General features: G+C 69.9%; 13 protein-coding genes. 1 reads left to right on the top strand and 12 read right to left on the bottom strand.

Annotation, left to right across the window (positions count from 1 at the left end):
• Positions 1-85: 85 nt before the first annotated feature.
• The 3 genes from AB0D04_RS22160 to AB0D04_RS22150 all read right to left on the bottom strand — a co-directional run bounded on the left by AB0D04_RS22160 (position 86) and on the right by AB0D04_RS22150 (position 2833).
• The gene (locus tag AB0D04_RS22160) at positions 86-1027 is read right to left on the bottom strand and encodes an RluA family pseudouridine synthase (RefSeq protein ID WP_362705872.1); all 942 of its coding nucleotides are present in this window, start codon (positions 1025-1027) and stop codon (positions 86-88) included.
• Between the two features lie 156 nt (positions 1028-1183).
• Positions 1184-1792 carry a signal peptidase II gene (gene lspA / locus AB0D04_RS22155; RefSeq protein ID WP_362705869.1) on the bottom strand — a complete coding sequence of 203 codons (609 nt, stop codon included), beginning with the start codon at positions 1790-1792 and terminating at the stop codon, positions 1184-1186.
• A 123-nt stretch (positions 1793-1915) separates the two neighbouring features.
• A complete protein-coding gene (locus AB0D04_RS22150; protein WP_362705867.1) occupies positions 1916-2833 on the bottom strand; it encodes a TraR/DksA C4-type zinc finger protein in 918 nt (305 codons plus the stop codon).
• A gap of 550 nt (positions 2834-3383) precedes the next feature.
• Here AB0D04_RS22150 and ileS point away from each other — a divergent pair.
• The gene (ileS, locus tag AB0D04_RS22145) at positions 3384-6521 is read left to right on the top strand and encodes an isoleucine--tRNA ligase (RefSeq protein WP_362705866.1); all 3138 of its coding nucleotides are present in this window, start codon (positions 3384-3386) and stop codon (positions 6519-6521) included.
• Between the two features lie 261 nt (positions 6522-6782).
• On the opposite strand, the gene AB0D04_RS22140 is transcribed toward ileS, so the two are convergent.
• The 9 genes from AB0D04_RS22140 to ftsW form a co-directional block, all read right to left on the bottom strand.
• The gene (locus tag AB0D04_RS22140) at positions 6783-7931 is read right to left on the bottom strand and encodes a DivIVA domain-containing protein (RefSeq protein WP_362705864.1); all 1149 of its coding nucleotides are present in this window, start codon (positions 7929-7931) and stop codon (positions 6783-6785) included.
• A 49-nt stretch (positions 7932-7980) separates the two neighbouring features.
• Positions 7981-8271, bottom strand: a complete 291-nt coding sequence (locus tag AB0D04_RS22135; protein ID WP_362705862.1) for a YggT family protein — start codon at positions 8269-8271, stop codon at positions 7981-7983.
• A 67-nt stretch (positions 8272-8338) separates the two neighbouring features.
• Positions 8339-8959 (bottom strand): cell division protein SepF, encoded by a 621-nt coding sequence (gene sepF / locus AB0D04_RS22130; protein ID WP_362705860.1) that lies wholly within the window; start codon positions 8957-8959, stop codon positions 8339-8341.
• 122 nt (positions 8960-9081) lie between these two features.
• A complete protein-coding gene (locus AB0D04_RS22125) occupies positions 9082-9801 on the bottom strand; it encodes a YggS family pyridoxal phosphate-dependent enzyme (protein WP_362705988.1) in 720 nt (239 codons plus the stop codon).
• 7 nt (positions 9802-9808) lie between these two features.
• Positions 9809-10540 (bottom strand): peptidoglycan editing factor PgeF, encoded by a 732-nt coding sequence (pgeF, locus tag AB0D04_RS22120; protein WP_362705858.1) that lies wholly within the window; start codon positions 10538-10540, stop codon positions 9809-9811.
• Between the two features lie 13 nt (positions 10541-10553).
• Positions 10554-11783: a cell division protein FtsZ gene (gene ftsZ, locus AB0D04_RS22115; protein WP_362705856.1), complete on the bottom strand. Its 1230-nt coding sequence runs from the start codon at positions 11781-11783 to the stop codon at positions 10554-10556.
• Positions 11784-12066: 283 nt separating this feature from the next.
• A complete protein-coding gene (locus tag AB0D04_RS22110) occupies positions 12067-12894 on the bottom strand; it encodes an FtsQ-type POTRA domain-containing protein (protein ID WP_362705854.1) in 828 nt (275 codons plus the stop codon).
• 23 nt (positions 12895-12917) lie between these two features.
• A complete protein-coding gene (murG, locus tag AB0D04_RS22105) occupies positions 12918-14009 on the bottom strand; it encodes an undecaprenyldiphospho-muramoylpentapeptide beta-N-acetylglucosaminyltransferase (RefSeq protein ID WP_362705852.1) in 1092 nt (363 codons plus the stop codon).
• 6 nt (positions 14010-14015) lie between these two features.
• The gene (gene ftsW / locus AB0D04_RS22100) at positions 14016-15311 is read right to left on the bottom strand and encodes a putative lipid II flippase FtsW (protein WP_362705985.1); all 1296 of its coding nucleotides are present in this window, start codon (positions 15309-15311) and stop codon (positions 14016-14018) included.
• Positions 15312-15335: the final 24 nt, after the last annotated feature.

The following is a 15335-nucleotide window of genomic DNA, read 5'->3' as shown; positions in this document are numbered from 1 at the left end:
GGAATCGATCACTTCGGCCCCCAGCCTGCCACGATTGCCCGTTGTGCCACCGCAGCAGCAGCCGTTGCTGCGGGGCCGCCCCGGGTCAGCTGCTCTCGTCGCGGACCGTGTCGAGGGCGTGCTGCAGATCGTCCGGGTACACGCTCGCGAACTCGACCCACGCCCCGTCCGAGGGGTGCGTGAAGCCCAGCCGGACCGCGTGCAGCCACTGCCGGCCGACGCCGAGGCGCTTGGCGAGGGTGGGGTCCGCGCCGTACGTCAGGTCGCCGACGCAGGGGTGGCGGTGGGCGGCCATGTGCACCCGGATCTGGTGCGTACGGCCGGTCTCCAGCTTGATGTCCAGCAGGCTGGCCGCGCGGAACGCCTCGATCAGGTCGTAGTGCGTGACCGACGGCTTGCCCTCGGCGGTGACCGCCCACTTGTAGTCGTGCTGCGGGTGCCGGCCGATGGGCGCGTCGATGGTGCCGCTCATCGGGTCCGGGTGCCCCTGGACGAGGGCGTGGTAGCGCTTGTCGACCGTACGCTCGCGGAACTGCTGCTTGAGCAGGGTGTAGGCGCGCTCGGACTTGGCGACGACCATCAGGCCGGAGGTGCCGACGTCGAGGCGGTGCACGATGCCCTGGCGCTCCGCGGCGCCGGAGGTGGAGATGCGGTAGCCGGCCGCGGCCAGGCCGCCGATCACGGTCGTACCCGTCCAGCCGGGGCTGGGGTGCGCGGCGACGCCGACCGGCTTGACGATCACCACGATGTCATCGTCGTCGTGCACGATCTCCATGCCCTCGACGGGCTCGGCAACGATCTCCACGGGCGCCGCGGCCTGCGGCATCTCGACCTCGAGCCAGGCGCCGCCGGACACCCGCTCGGACTTCATCACCTCGGAGCCGTCGACCCGGACCTTTCCGGCGGCGGCAAGCTCGGCCGCCTTCGTACGGGAAAAGCCGAACATACGGGCCAGCGCGGCGTCGACACGCTCGCCCTCCAGGCCGTCCGGTACGGGCAGGGTGCGGATCTCGGGAATGGTGCTCACCCCACGAGTATGGCAGTCCCGTGGCGGTGCCCGACCCGGCGGCGGCCTCCCGGCCCCGGCCGTGGGCGCCGGGGCCTCGTGCGAGCCCCTGCACCCCACCCACCAACGGCACCACCAACGGCTCCCGCCCCGGCCCACCCCGCCGCGGGGCGCCGCTCAGTTCTTGTGCACCGTGCCGTCCGGGTCCAGGCCGCGGAAGGACAGGAACACGATCAGGATGCCGCCGCAGACGATCGCGGAGTCGGCGAGGTTGAAGACGGCGAAGTGTGCCGGGGCGATGAAGTCGACCACCGCGCCCTCGAAGATCCCGGGCGAGCGGAAGATCCGGTCGGTGAGATTGCCGAAGGCACCGCCGAGCAGCAGCCCGAGCGCGATGGCCCAGGGCAGGCTGTAGAGCTTGCGGGCGATCCGGGCGATCACCACGATCACCGTCACCGCGATGATCGTGAGGAAGATCGTCAGCGCCTCGCCCATGCTGAACGCGGCACCGCGGTTACGGATCACATTGAACTGCAGCAGCGTCCCGATCACCTCGACCGGCGCATGGTGCTCCAGCTTCGCGACGACCAGGAGCTTGCTGCCCAGGTCCAGCGCGTAGACCACCGCGGCGACCACCAGCAGCGCCAGGATCCGCCGCCTGCCCCGGCCCGCGTTCTGCTCCGGCTCCGGCTCCACCGGCTGTCCCCCTTCGGAACCCGTCTCGGGATCCGTTGCGGAACCCGGCCCGGGTTCCGGCGTACTGGTGATGCGTTCCGCCTCTGCCACGTGTGAGTCCTCAGCCCGTTCGAGTCAGCTGTCAGGTCACGCTCCTGACCGGTCACGAGCGTACGGCACACCCGTACGGTCGCGGGCGGTACGGGCGCCGCCCACGACGGATCCAGCGCGGCGTCAGGCCCGCCGCTCCTGCTTCTGCTTGCACTCCACACACAGCGTCGCGCGCGGAAAGGCCTGCATCCGCGCCTTGCCAATCGGCTTGCCGCAGTTCTCACACAGGCCGTAGGTGCCGGCGTCCAGCCTGCCGAGCGCCCGCTCGGTCTGCTGGAGCATCTCGCGGGCGTTGGAGGCCAGCGCCAGCTCGTGCTCACGGGTGATGTTCTTGCTGCCGGTGTCGGCCTCGTCGTCGCCCGCGCCGTCACCGGAGTCCCGCATCAGTCCGGCGATGGCGTCCTCGGACGCGGCGATCTCGGCGCGCAGCCGCCCCACCTCGGCCATCAGGTCGGCGCGCGCCTCGGCGACCTCCTCCGGGGTCCAGGGCTCCTCGCCGGGCCGTACGGCGAGCTCGCCGGGCGCCGCGGCCACCAGGGCCGGGGGCACCGCGGTATCCGTGGCGGGCGCCGCAGCGGCCGCCGTCTTCTTCGCCGCCACCGTGTCGGCTCCCGTCTTCTTCGCGGGCACCGCGGCGTTCCTGGCCGCGGTCTTCTTCGCCGTCGTCGACTTCCTGGCGGCCGTCTTCTTGGCGACCGGCTTCTTCGCGACCGGCTTGTGGGCGGGCGCGGCTGTGGCGGCCACGGTCTTGGCAGGCGCCTTCCGCGCCGGCGCCTTCCGCGGCACCGCGTCCTTCGCGTCCGTCGCGTCCTTGGCGTCCGTCGCGTCCTTGGCGTCCGTCGCGTCCTTGGCGTCCGTCGCGTCCTGCACCTTCATCGGTGCCGCCTTCTTCGGTCCCGCCTTCTTCTCCGCTGTCTTCGCCCCCGCTTTCGCCCCGGTCTTCGCCGCTGTCTTCGTCGGTGCGGGCTGCTTCGCGACAGCCTCATCGGCCTCATCGGCAGGCGTCGAGCTCGTCTGCGCGGCGGTCTTTTTCGCCACCATGGCCGCGACCCCTTCACATATGTGAGCTTGTGCGCGAATCGTGACGGGAACGATAAATCGCCACACGGCACGCGGCAACGGGACGCACCGCCCGGCGGACCCGGCCTCCCCGACACGAAGCCCGGCCTGCCTCGGTTGTGCCCCGCTGCCCGCGCCGCACACTCCCGGGCCCGGCATCTGGCCATTCGGGTCACGGCCACCGGGCGGGCGCCCCGACCGGCGGCCGGAAAAGCGGTCGGCCGCTGTCGGCGCGGCCCCGTACACTGGGCCCAGCGAGAGGCATTGATGGGACGAGTAGCGTCGTACGCAGCCAGGAGCGACCCGGGGACGGTGCGAGCCCGGGGGCGTGCGCGACGCGAAGATCACCCCGGAGTCGCCGGAAGAAAGCCCGCGGGGCGGCCTTGAGGCCCTGGGGCGATTAGAACCGGCAGCGCAGCCCCAATGAGGGGGCGGTGTCAGTGGCACCGCCAAGGAGGGTGGTACCGCGGGAGCCGAGGCTCTCGTCCCTCCGGACGGAGAACGCAGCAGGTGTCCGCCGGAGGAACCCCCGATGAGTGAGCAGCCCCAGTACCGCCAGGTGCCCGCCCAGGTAGACCTTCCCGCCCTCGAGCACGCGGTGCTCGAGTTCTGGCAGGAGCAGAAGGTCTTCTCCCGTACCCTCCAGCAGTCCGAGGGACGGCCCGAGTGGGTCTTCTACGAGGGCCCGCCGACCGCCAACGGCATGCCCGGCGCCCACCACATCGAGGCGCGCGTCTTCAAGGACGTCTTCCCCCGGTTCCGCACGATGCGGGGCTACCACGTCGACCGCAAGGCCGGCTGGGACTGCCACGGCCTCCCGGTCGAGCTGGCCGTGGAGAAGGAGCTGGGCTTCAACGGCAAGAAGGACATCGAGGCGTACGGCATCGCCGAGTTCAACGCCAAGTGCCGCGAGTCGGTGACCCGGCACACCGACGCCTTCGCCGAGCTCACGACCCGGATGGGCTACTGGACCGATCTGGATGCCCCGTACCGCACCATGGACCCCGACTACATCGAGTCGGTGTGGTGGTCGCTCAAGGAGATCTTCACCAAGGGCCTGCTGGTCCAGGACCACCGCGTCGCCCCCTGGTGCCCCCGCTGCGGCACCGGCCTGTCCGACCACGAGCTGGCGCAGGGCTACGAGACCGTCGTCGACCCGTCGGTCTTCGTCCGCCTCCCCCTGACCTCCGGCCCGCTCGCCGGTACGGCGTCCCTCCTCATCTGGACGACGACCCCCTGGACCCTGGTCTCCAACACCGCCGTCGCCGCGCACCCCGACGTCACCTACGTCGTCGCCACCGACGGCACGGACCGGCTCGTCGTCGCCGAGCCGCTGCTGGAGAAGGCGCTGGGCGAGGGCTGGAGCGCCACCGGGGAGTCCTTCACCGGCCGCGAGATGGAGCGCTGGGCGTACGAACGCCCCTTCCAGCTCGTCGAGCTCGAGGGCGCCAACTTCGTCGTCAACGCCGAGTACGTCACCACCGACGACGGCACGGGTCTGGTCCACCAGGCCCCGGCCTTCGGTGAGGACGACCTCAAGACCTGCAGGGCGTACGGCCTGCCGGTGGTCAACCCGGTCCGCCCGGACGGCACCTTCGAGGAGGAACTGGCGCTGGTCGGCGGCCAGTTCTTCAAGAAGGCCGACGAGGCCCTGGTGGCGGACCTCTCCGCCCGCGGCCTCCTCTTCCGCCACCTCGCCTACGAGCACAGCTATCCGCACTGCTGGCGCTGCCACACCGCGCTGCTCTACTACGCCCAGCCGTCCTGGTACATCCGCACCACCGCGGTCAAGGACGCCCTGCTGCGGGAGAACGAGCACACCAACTGGTACCCGGAGTCGGTCAAGCACGGCCGGTTCGGCGACTGGCTGAACAACAACATCGACTGGGCGCTCTCCCGTAACCGCTACTGGGGCACCCCGCTGCCCATCTGGCGCTGCGAGGAGAACCACCTCACCTGCGTCGGCTCGCTCGCCGAGCTGACCGAGCTGACCGGCACCGACCAGTCGGGCCTGGACCCGCACCGCCCGTTCATCGACGCGATCACCTTCGCCTGCCCGACCTGCCAGGGCACCGCGACCCGCGTCCCGGAGGTCATCGACGCCTGGTACGACTCGGGCTCGATGCCGTTCGCGCAGTGGGGCTACCCGTACCGCAACAAGGAGCTCTTCGAGAAGCGCTACCCGGCGCAGTTCATCTCCGAGGCCATCGACCAGACCCGCGGCTGGTTCTACACGCTGATGGCCGTCGGCACGCTCGTCTTCGACAAGTCGAGCTACGAGAACGTCGTCTGCCTGGGCCACATCCTGGCCGAGGACGGCCGCAAGATGTCCAAGCACCTCGGCAACACCCTCCAGCCGATCCCGCTCATGGACCAGCACGGCGCAGACGCGGTCCGCTGGTTCATGGCCGCCGGCGGCTCCCCCTGGTCCGCCCGCCGGGTCGGCCACGGCACCATCCAGGAAGTGGTCCGCAAGACCCTCCTCACCTACTGGAACACCGTCGCCTTCCAGGCGCTGTACGCCCGTACGTCCGGCTGGGCGCCGAGCGCGGCCGACCCGGCCCCGGCCGAGCGTCCTCTCCTGGACCGCTGGCTGCTCGGCGAGCTGAACGCCCTGGTCGACGGGGTCACCGACGCCCTGGAGACCTTCGACACCCAGCGCGCCGGCAAGCTCCTCTCCTCCTTCGTCGACGACCTCTCCAACTGGTACGTCCGCCGCTCCCGCCGCCGCTTCTGGCAGGGCGAGCCGGCCGCGCTGCGCACCCTCCACGAGGTCATCGAGACGGTCACCCGCCTCATGGCCCCGCTGACCCCCTTCATCACCGAGCGGGTCTGGCAGGACCTGGTCGTCCCGGTCACCCCCGACGCCCCGGACTCCGTCCATCTGTCGTCGTGGCCGGTGGCCGACAAGGCGGCCATCAACCCGGCCCTGTCCGCCCAGATGCTGCTGGTGCGCCGGCTGGTCGAGCTGGGCCGCGCCACCCGCGCCGAGTCCGGCGTCAAGACCCGCCAGCCGCTGTCCCGCGCGTTGGTCGGCGCGGCCGGCTTCGCGGATCTCTCCGAGGACCTGCGCGCCCAGATCGCCGAGGAGCTCAACGTCTCCTCCCTCGCCTCCCTCTCGGAGGGCGGCGGCTCCCTCGTCGACACCACCGCCAAGGCCAACTTCCGTGCCCTCGGCAAGCGGTTCGGCAAGGGCGTCCAGGCGGTCGCCAAGGCCGTCGCAGCGGCCGACGCCGCGGCGCTCTCGCTCGCGCTGCGCGACGGCACCGCGTCGGTGGAGGTCGACGGCGAGACCGTCACCCTCGCCCCCGACGAGGTCATCATCACCGAGACCCCGCGCGAAGGCTGGTCGGTGGCCTCCGACTCCGGCGCGACCGTCGCTCTCGACCTGGAGATCACCCCGGAACTCCGCCGGGCGGGCCTGGCCCGCGATGCCATCCGGCTGATCCAGGAGGCCCGTAAGAACAGCGGCCTGGACGTCGCCGACCGGATCGCCCTGCGCTGGTCCGCCACCGACGAGGACGTCCGTACCGCCCTCACCGACCACGCCGCCCTGATCTCCGACGAGGTCCTCGCCACGGACTACGCCCAGGGCGAGCCCGAGGGCGACCACGGCCCCGCCTTCACGGACGAGAGCCTGGGCCTGACGTTCCACCTGCGCAAGGCGTAGGCGCCACGGCACGGCCGATACGACGAAGCCCCGGCACGCGTGAGGTGCCGGGGCTTCGTCATGGGCGCGGCCGGGCCGTAGCGCAGTCCGTCGTGGCGGCGGCCGCGATCCGTCCGCCACCGGGCACACCCCGGCAGCGGCCCAGTGGTCCAGTGGTCCAGTGGTCCGGCCACAACGTCATAAACGCCACAAAAGGGCCGGGCCCCGAGGAATCCCTCGGGGCCCGGCCCTTGATTGCCGACGCTGCGCGCTAGGCGGACGTCAGTTGTCGTCCTCGTCGATGAGGAAGCCCCGCATCGGCGACGGTGCCTGTCCCATCGGGGACGGGCCCTGCGGCCGTACCGGTGCCATCGGCTGGGTCATCGCCGGCGACATCTGCTGCTGACCGCCGTAGGACGGACCACCGCTGGAGCCGTTGCCCATCGAGTGGTTGCCGCCCATCGACTGGCCGCCACCCATGGTGTGGTTACCGCCCATGGTGCCCGCACCGGCCGACGCCATCGACGGGGACGGCGGCAGCGAGGCGGCGGCGGTCGCCGGGGTCCGCGGCGGGGCCAGCGAGTCGTCGGACTGGTTCTCCAGCTGGCGCAGCTGGCTCTCCAGGTAGGACTTCAGGCGGGTGCGGTACTCGCGCTCGAAGCCGCGCAGGTCCTCGACCTTGCGCTCCAGCGTGGCGCGGGCCGACTCCAGCGAGCCCATCGCTACGCGGTGCTTCTCCTGCGCGTCCCGCTCCAGCGCATCGGCCTTGGCGCGGGCGTCCCGCTCCAGGCCCTCGGCGCGGCTGCGCGCCTCGCCGACGATCTTGTTGGCCTCCGAACGGGCCTCCGCAATCGCCTGGTCGGCGGTCTGCTGCGCCAGCGACAGCACGCGTGCTGCGCTGTCACCGCCGGGGCCGCCCTGCTGGGCCTGCTGCGGCGGCGGCTGCTGCTGCAGCTGCTGCAGCTGCTGCTGCTGCTGCGGACCACCGGGGCCGCCCAGGGGGCCGCCCATCGGGCCGTCGGGACCCATCGGACCGGGACCGTGCGGGCCCTGCGGGCCGCCGTGGCCACCGGGGCCTGGGGGCAGCTGCGGTGCACCACCGGGCAGTTGGGGCGGGCCACCCATCCCCTGCTGCTGCGGCGGGACCGGCTGCGGACCGGATATGGCGGCGGGCACCGGGGCCCCGCCACGCTGCTGCTGGGGCGGCTGCTGGTCGGGTCCCTTGCGCAGGCCCTGCTGCTGCTGGTTCTGCGCGGCGGCGCGCGTGGCAGCGGCCAGCTTGGCGCGCAGGTCCTCGTTCTCCCGCAGCAGACGGGTCAGTTCGGCTTCGACCTCGTCGAGGAAGGCATCGACCTCGTCCTCGTCATAGCCTTCTCGGAGGCGGACGGTCGTGAACTGCTTGTTCCGCACGTCCTCGGGGGTCAACGGCATCTCTACTTCACCTCAACGTAGTCGTCGGCAATCGGCAAGACCGTATCGTTCACAACAACACCGACCTCACGACGGTGATCAAGATGTAGACGATGATCATCAATACGAAGAAGGACAGGTCGAGCGCCACGCCCCCGAGACGCAGCGGCGGAATGACCCGCCGCAGAAGCTTGAGTGGCGGATCGGTGACAGTGTAGGTGGCCTCCAGAATGACCACCATCGCCTTACCGGGTTGCCATGAACGGGCGAACTGGAACACATAGTCCATCACCAACCGGAAGATCAACACGATCAGAAAGCAGTACAGCGCGATATAGATCACCTGACCAGCGACACTCATCTCGCGCGTCCCTCTCCCCTTTGATCCCGTTTCGGCCTTGTCGGCCTGGTGTGCCCGGTGTTGCGTCTCAGCTCTGGTTGAAGAACCCACCCTCTGCGATACGGGCCTTGTCCTCCGCCGTGACATCGACGTTAGCAGGCGACAACAGGAACACCTTCTGCGTCACCCGCTCGATGCTGCCGTGCAGGCCGAAGACGAGGCCGGCTGCAAAGTCGACAAGTCGCTTCGCGTCGGTGTCGTCCATCTCCGTGAGATTCATGATCACCGGAGTGCCCTCACGGAAGTGTTCCCCGATGGTACGGGCTTCGTTGTAGGTCCGGGGGTGGAGCGTCGTGATGCGGTACGGCTCCCGTTCGGACACAACCTTGGGCATGATCACCGGTGCGTTCTTCTCCAGATTCGGACGGTCGGGTGTGATGGATGCCACGGGGGCGATTCGGGCGGGTCGTCCGCTTTCCGTGGTGAGCGGGGCGGGTTCACGCTGCGCCGGAGGGGTGACAACTCGTACCGGTTCCTCCCGTTCCGGGCGTGTCTCCGGCTGCACTTGATGCTGCTGGCGCCGCCCCCGTTCCGGCTCCGGATCAAGCTCGGGCTCGAACTCGTCGTCGGGGTCGAAACCCCGGCCGTCGTACCCATCGTCCTCCACGAGGCCGAGGTAGACCGCCATCTTGCGCATCGCGCCGGCCATTCTCTGCGTCCTCCGCTCTGTGGTGGATCGGCTCCGTCACCGGGCGCCTTGGATCCACGTGGCCTCCCGCTTTTTGCGGTAATGACCATATTTTGTGCTGTGGTCCGACTTGCTTCGCGACGTTACCCGAGCCGTGGTCGGACTCCGAGTACCGCAGTGCCGACGCGCACATGTGTCGCCCCGGCCCGCACGGCGTCTTCGAGGTCCGCGCTCATGCCTGCTGACACCATGTTGGCAGCAGGATGGTTGACGCGCAGGTCGGTTGAGATTTCCATGAGCCGTTCGAATGCGGCCAGTTGCCGTCCGGCGTACGGCCCGGTCAGCGGCGCGACGGTCATCACACCGTCCAGACGCAGACCTTGGGCCCCGGCGATCACCTCGGTGAGCGCGGGAACGCCGTCCGGTGCGATCCCTCCGCGGTCCCCCTGCTCCCCCGACTCGGCGTCGAGCGCCACCTGGATCAGACATCCGAGTTCGCGCCCGGCGCGCACCGCTTCCCTCGAGAGCGCGGTGACGAGCCTGGCCCGGTCGACCGACTGGACAAGTCCGGCATAACGGGCGACGGACCGCACCTTGTTCGTTTGCAATTGACCGACGAAGTGCCAAGTAAGAGGCAAATCGGCACATTCGGCGGCTTTCGGTGCCGCATCCTGATCGCGGTTTTCCGCGACATGCCGCACCCCCAGCTCCGCGAGCAGCCGGACATCGCTCGCCGGGTAGGTCTTGGTGACCACGATCAGGGTCACCTCGTCCCGCGGCCGGCCCGCCTTGGCGCATGCGGCGGCGATACGTTCCTCCACCCGCGCCAGGTTGTCCGTCAGTTGGGTCTTACGATCGTCGATCACTCGCTCACACATCCAGCCATACGTAACTCGCGAGCCGCCCCGTTGTGCGATCCCGCCGATACGAGAAATGGTCCGCGGACTCGAGCGTACAAATGTGGGCATCCCCACAGACCGGCACGCCCGCCGCACCGAGTTGGGCCCGTACCCCTGCGGTGACATCCACCGCCGGGGTGCCCCAACTGGTCGTCGACCAGGCCTCGGGCACGGTGGCCGCGACCTCGGAACGCATCGCTTCGGGCACCTCGTAGCAGCGTCCGCAGACGGCGGGTCCGGTGTACGCGATGATCCGTGCAGGCTCGGCGCCCAACTTCGTCATCGCCTCGACCGCCGCCGGGACGACGCCGGCGACCAGGCCGGGCCGGCCGGCGTGCGCGGCGCCGGTGACCTCGGCGACCGGGTCGGCGAGCAGTACCGGGGTGCAGTCGGCGGTCAGTACGGCGAGCGCGAGGCCCCGACGGGCGGTCACCACCGCGTCCACGCAGGGGATGTCGTCGCCGCGCCAGGGTCCGTCGACCACCGCCACGTCCCGGCCGTGGACCTGGTTCATCCAGACCACCGCGGCCGGATCGAGGCCGAGTTCCTTGGCGGAGCGCTCCCGGTTCGTACGAACCGCCAACGGGTCGTCGCCGACCGCGCCGCCCAGATTGAGCTGATCATACGGAGCGGCGCTCACCCCGCCCCACCTGTCGGTGAAGGCGAAGTGCGCGCCGCTCTCGTGGTGCTGTTGCCCTATCACTTCGGTGCTTTGGTCACTTCAGGAAGTCAGGGACGTCGAGTTCCTCGGCCGAGCTGTCCGTGTAGGACGGGCGGGCCGGGGGAACATGCGGGGCGCTGGCCGGCGCCGAGGCCTCGCCCAGCGCGGAGGACTCGGCCGGGGCCGGCTCCTCGTCCCGTACGGGCACCGAACCCAGGCCGCCGAAGGACGACGCCCGCGGCTCGGGCGGGGTGACCGGACGGCTCGGGGCCGGCGCCGGCTCCTCGCGCTTCGCGGAGGTCAGTCCGCTCGCCGCCGAATCGCGGCGGGCCGGCGGCTGCCCCCCGTCAAAACCCGCTGCGATGACCGTCACCCGGACCTCGTCGCCCAGCGCGTCGTCGATGACCGCGCCGAAGATGATGTTGGCCTCCGGGTGAGCCGCCTCGCTGACCAGCTGCGCGGCCTCGTTGATCTCGAAGAGACCGAGGTCGGAGCCGCCGGAGATGGAGAGCAGCACGCCGCGGGCGCCGTCGATGGACGCCTCCAGGAGCGGCGAGGAGATCGCCATCTCCGCGGCGGCCACCGCGCGGTCGTCGCCGCGCGCCGAGCCGATGCCCATCAGGGCCGAGCCGGCCTCCGACATCACGGACTTGACGTCGGCGAAGTCGAGGTTGATCAGGCCGGGGGTGGTGATCAGGTCGGTGATGCCCTGGACACCCGACAGCAGCACCTGGTCCGCGGACTTGAACGCGTCGAGCACGCTCACCTGGCGGTCCGAGATGGACAGCAGCCGGTCGTTGGGGATCACGATGAGGGTGTCGACCTCTTCGCGCAGCTGGGCGATGCCGTCCTCGGCCTGGTTGGCGCGGCGGCGGCCCTCAAAGGTGAACGGCCGGGTGACCACACCGATCGTCAGGGCGCCCAGCGAGCGGGCGATGTTGGCGACGACGGGTGCGCCGCCGGTGCCGGTGCCGCCGCCCTCACCCGCGGTCACGAAGACCATGTCGGCCCCCTTGAGGACCTCCTCGATCTCCTCGCGGTGGTCCTCGGACGCCTTGCGGCCCACATCCGGGTTGGCGCCGGCGCCGAGTCCGCGCGTCATTTCGCGGCCGACGTCGAGCTTGACGTCGGCGTCGCTCATCAGCAGCGCCTGCGCATCGGTATTGATCGCGATGAACTCGACGCCCTTGAGCCCGACCTCGATCATCCGGTTGATGGCGTTCACGCCACCGCCGCCGATGCCGACGACCTTGATGACTGCGAGGTAGTTCTGCGGTGCTGCCACGTCGAAGGCCTCTCGCCTCGAGTTACGTGTCGCCGCCTCACATGCCATGTGGACGCCGACTGATGCCGATGGGGCGGTCCGTATTGCCGACCCGAACCCTAAGCCTGAAGTTTAGGGTTACCTGTTCCTGTGTTCCTTGGTTCCATAGTCCCTTTGGAACGAGACACTAAGTCGACAAGGCGCGCGCGTTCAACGAACACGCCGAACCTCCCGTTTTTCTTTTCACCCTATGTGATCACCCATAGTCGTAGCCATCCAGGGTGCTGGCCTGCGGCTACGTACGTCAACTCCCCGATACGGCAGGGGCACTGGGCACCGAGACGTCGAAGTGGCGCGCATCACGCGCGGCTTTCATCAGGGCCGTGAGCACCTTGGCCTTCTCCGCGCCCTGTTCGGGACTTCCCCACAGAACCCTGCGATCCGACGTCAGTTCCAGGGTGAGGGAGTCGTAAGAGGTGACGCGGACCGTGCGCAAGTCCTTGCGGACCGCCTGCGGAAGCTGTCCGGTGACGTCAACGGCGGCCCGTCGCAAACGGTCGATTCCGAACCGAGGCAGGCTCGGGGAGTCGGAAACGTCCATTTCCAGAAGCGGAACGCCGCGGGGCGCGGTACGGACGGTGGCGAAACGGACGCCCTCGCGGTCCACTTCGCGGTACTTTCCGCCCGCTCGCATCACCATTTCCGGTGTTCTTTCCGACACTTTCAGAGCGATGCTGTGCGGCCAGGAGCGCACCACGTCAACGGTTTTGATGCGCGGCAGCCGGGCGCGGAGCCGACGGGCCATGGCGTCGGTGTCCACCGAGACCAGGGGCCCGTTCATCGGGACGCGGGCCGCGGCCACCACCTCATCCGGCGTCAGAACCTTGGTGCCGACGGCTTTTACGTGGCGGACGCGGAGCCAGTCCGAGCCGTAGAGGGCCCAGGTGCCGAAGCCGCCGAGGAACACCGCGAGGGACAGTACGAGGGTCAGACGGCGACGGCGCGGTGTGCAAAAGGGAAGACGCAGCCGACGGCCGAGCCGCGCGAATCGCCGCGTACGGGACGAGAGGGCGGAGGGCGGGCCGGACGGCCGCTTCTTGTCGCCGCGCTGGGCGGTTCTGGGTCCGGCCACGCTCCCCTGCCTTTGCTCGTTCGCTATTTCTGCTGCTGGGCGATCGCCTCGTACACCATGCCGACCAGCAGCTCGTCGGCGTCCCGGCGGCCGAACTCGGAGGCCGCGCGGGACATCTCGTACAGCCGGTGCGGATCGGACAGGACCGGGAGCACCGTGGACTGCACCCACTCCGGGGTCAGCTGGGCGTCGTCGACCAGCAGGCCCCCGCCGGCGTTGACCAGCGGCTGGGCGTTCAGCCGCTGCTCGCCGTTGCCGATGGGCAGCGGGACGAAGGCGGCCGGGAGCCCGACGGCGGAGAGTTCGGCGACGGTCATCGCGCCCGCGCGGCAGAGCATCATGTCGGCCGCGGCGTACGCGAGATCCATCCGGTCCACGTACGGTACCGGGACGTACGGTGGCATCCCAGGCATGTTGTCCACGTGCGGCAGTTCGTTCTTCGGGCCGACCGCGTGCAGGACCTGGATGCCGGCGCGCTGCAGTGCGGGGACGGCGGCCTGGATGACCTCGTTCAGCCGGCGGGCGCCCTGCGAACCGCCGGACACCAGGAGGGTGGGGAGGTTCGGGTCGAGCCCGAAGGCGGCGCGCGCCTCGGGACGGACCGCGGCACGGTCCAGGGTGGCGATGGTGCGGCGCAGCGGGATCCCGACATAGCGGGCACCGCGCAGCTTGCTGTCAGGGGTACTGACGGCGACGAACTTGGCGTACCGGGAGCCGATCTTGTTGGCGAGGCCGGGCCGGGCGTTGGCCTCATGGACGATGATCGGCACACCCAGGCGCTTGGCGGCCAGGTAGCCGGGCAGCGCGACATAGCCGCCGAAGCCGACGACGCAGTCCGCCTTGGTGCGCTCCAGGATCTGCTCGGCGGCCTTGATCGTGCCGCGCAGCCGTCCGGGAACGGTGATCAGTTCGGGGGTGGGCTTGCGCGGCAGCGGTACGGCCGGAATCAGGCCGAGTTCATAGCCGCGCTCCGGGACGAGCCTGGTCTCCAGGCCCTTCTCCGTGCCGAGTGCCGTGATCCCCACGGTCGGGTCCTGCCTGCGCAGGGCGTCCGCGAGGGCGAGCGCGGGCTCGATGTGGCCGGCGGTCCCCCCACCGGCGAGTACGACATGCACCGAAATTCACCGCTCTCCGGACGGTCGCTTCTTCACGCGCCGTCTCATCGTCTTCCATCTCACCGCAGCCGGTCTTCTGCCGAAAACCGGCTTCCGCGTGGCCAATGCGGCCAGCGCCGCCCGCGCAGCGGGCTCCTCACGCGCGAAGGCGATCAGCAGCCCGATGGCGAACATCGTCGGCAGCAGGGCGGAGCCTCCGTAGGAGAACAGCGGGAGCGGGACACCGGCGATCGGCAACAGGCCGAGCACCGCACCGATGTTGATCATGGCTTGGGCCATGATCCAGGTGGTCACACCTCCCGCTGTGTACCTGACGAAGGTGTCCTCCGTGCGTCCGGCCACGCGGATACCCGCATAGCCTAGAGCCGCGAAGAGGGCGAGCACCGACAGCGTCCCCGCCAGACCCAGTTCCTCCCCAGTGATGGCGAAGATGAAGTCGGTGTGCGGTTCAGGGAGTTCACCCCATTTTTCCATACTCGCACCGAGGCCGGAACCGAAGAATCCGCCGGATGCGAGAGCATAGATGCCGTGCACGGCCTGCCAGCACTTGTCGCCGGGGCCCGGATCGGTGGCAAAGATGCAGCCCAGCCGGGACATCCGGTTGGCGCTGGTCGCGATCAGCAGCACCCCGATCGCCGCGGCGGCGCCCAGCACACCCGCAAACAGCCTGGTGGGAGCGCCGGCCAGCCACAGCAGCCCGAAGAGGATCGCCGTGAGAATGATCGCGGTGCCCATGTCGCCGCCGAGCATGATCAGCGCGAGCAGCAGAAAAGCGACCGGGGCCAGCGGCACCAGCAGATGCTTCCACTGCGCCAGCAGCTTCTTCTCCTGCTTGCGGGCCAGCAGGTCGGCGCCCCACAGGACGAGCGCCAGTTTGCCGAACTCGCTCGGTTGCATCTGGAAAGGTCCGCCGAGGTTGAGCCAGTTCTGGTTGCCGTTGACCGCGACCCCTATGCCCGGAATCTGCACCAGGCACATCAGGAACACCGACACCGCGAGCAGCGGATAGGCCATCGCCCGGTGCAGCTTCACGGTCATCCTGGACGCGGCCAGCAGCAGAACGCCGCCGATCGCCGCCGCCAGCAGCTGCTTGCGGAAGAAGAAGGACGGCGCGAGGCCGGACTGCAGGGCCTTGATCTGGGAGGCCGAATAGACCATCACCAGACCGAGGACGATGATCAGCAGGCTGCCGCCGAGGATGAGGTAGTAGGCGGTCAGCGGCCGGTCCCAGGCCCGTCGGACCTGGGTGAACAGACGCCGGCCGCCGGAGAGCGCGGCGACGGGGATCCGGACGCTGGGGATACGGATGGACAGGGTGTCCAGCAG

This window comes from Streptomyces sp. NPDC048483, from assembly GCF_040651455.1.
GTDB lineage: Bacteria > Actinomycetota > Actinomycetes > Streptomycetales > Streptomycetaceae > Streptomyces.
Note: the sequence above shows the minus strand (reverse complement) of the source record. Positions and strands in the feature narration are given on the sequence as shown.

What these genes read in the sequence shown, in the direction of transcription:
- AB0D04_RS22150 (WP_362705867.1), bottom strand. Translation starts at nt 2,833, where the DNA reads ATGGTGGCGAAAAAGACCGCCGCGCAGACGAGCTCGACGCCTGCCGAT.
- ileS (WP_362705866.1), top strand. Translation starts at nt 3,384, where the DNA reads ATGAGTGAGCAGCCCCAGTACCGCCAGGTGCCCGCCCAGGTAGACCTT.
- AB0D04_RS22140 (WP_362705864.1), bottom strand. Translation starts at nt 7,931, where the DNA reads ATGCCGTTGACCCCCGAGGACGTGCGGAACAAGCAGTTCACGACCGTC.
- AB0D04_RS22135 (WP_362705862.1), bottom strand. Translation starts at nt 8,271, where the DNA reads ATGAGTGTCGCTGGTCAGGTGATCTATATCGCGCTGTACTGCTTTCTG.
- sepF (WP_362705860.1), bottom strand. Translation starts at nt 8,959, where the DNA reads ATGGCCGGCGCGATGCGCAAGATGGCGGTCTACCTCGGCCTCGTGGAG.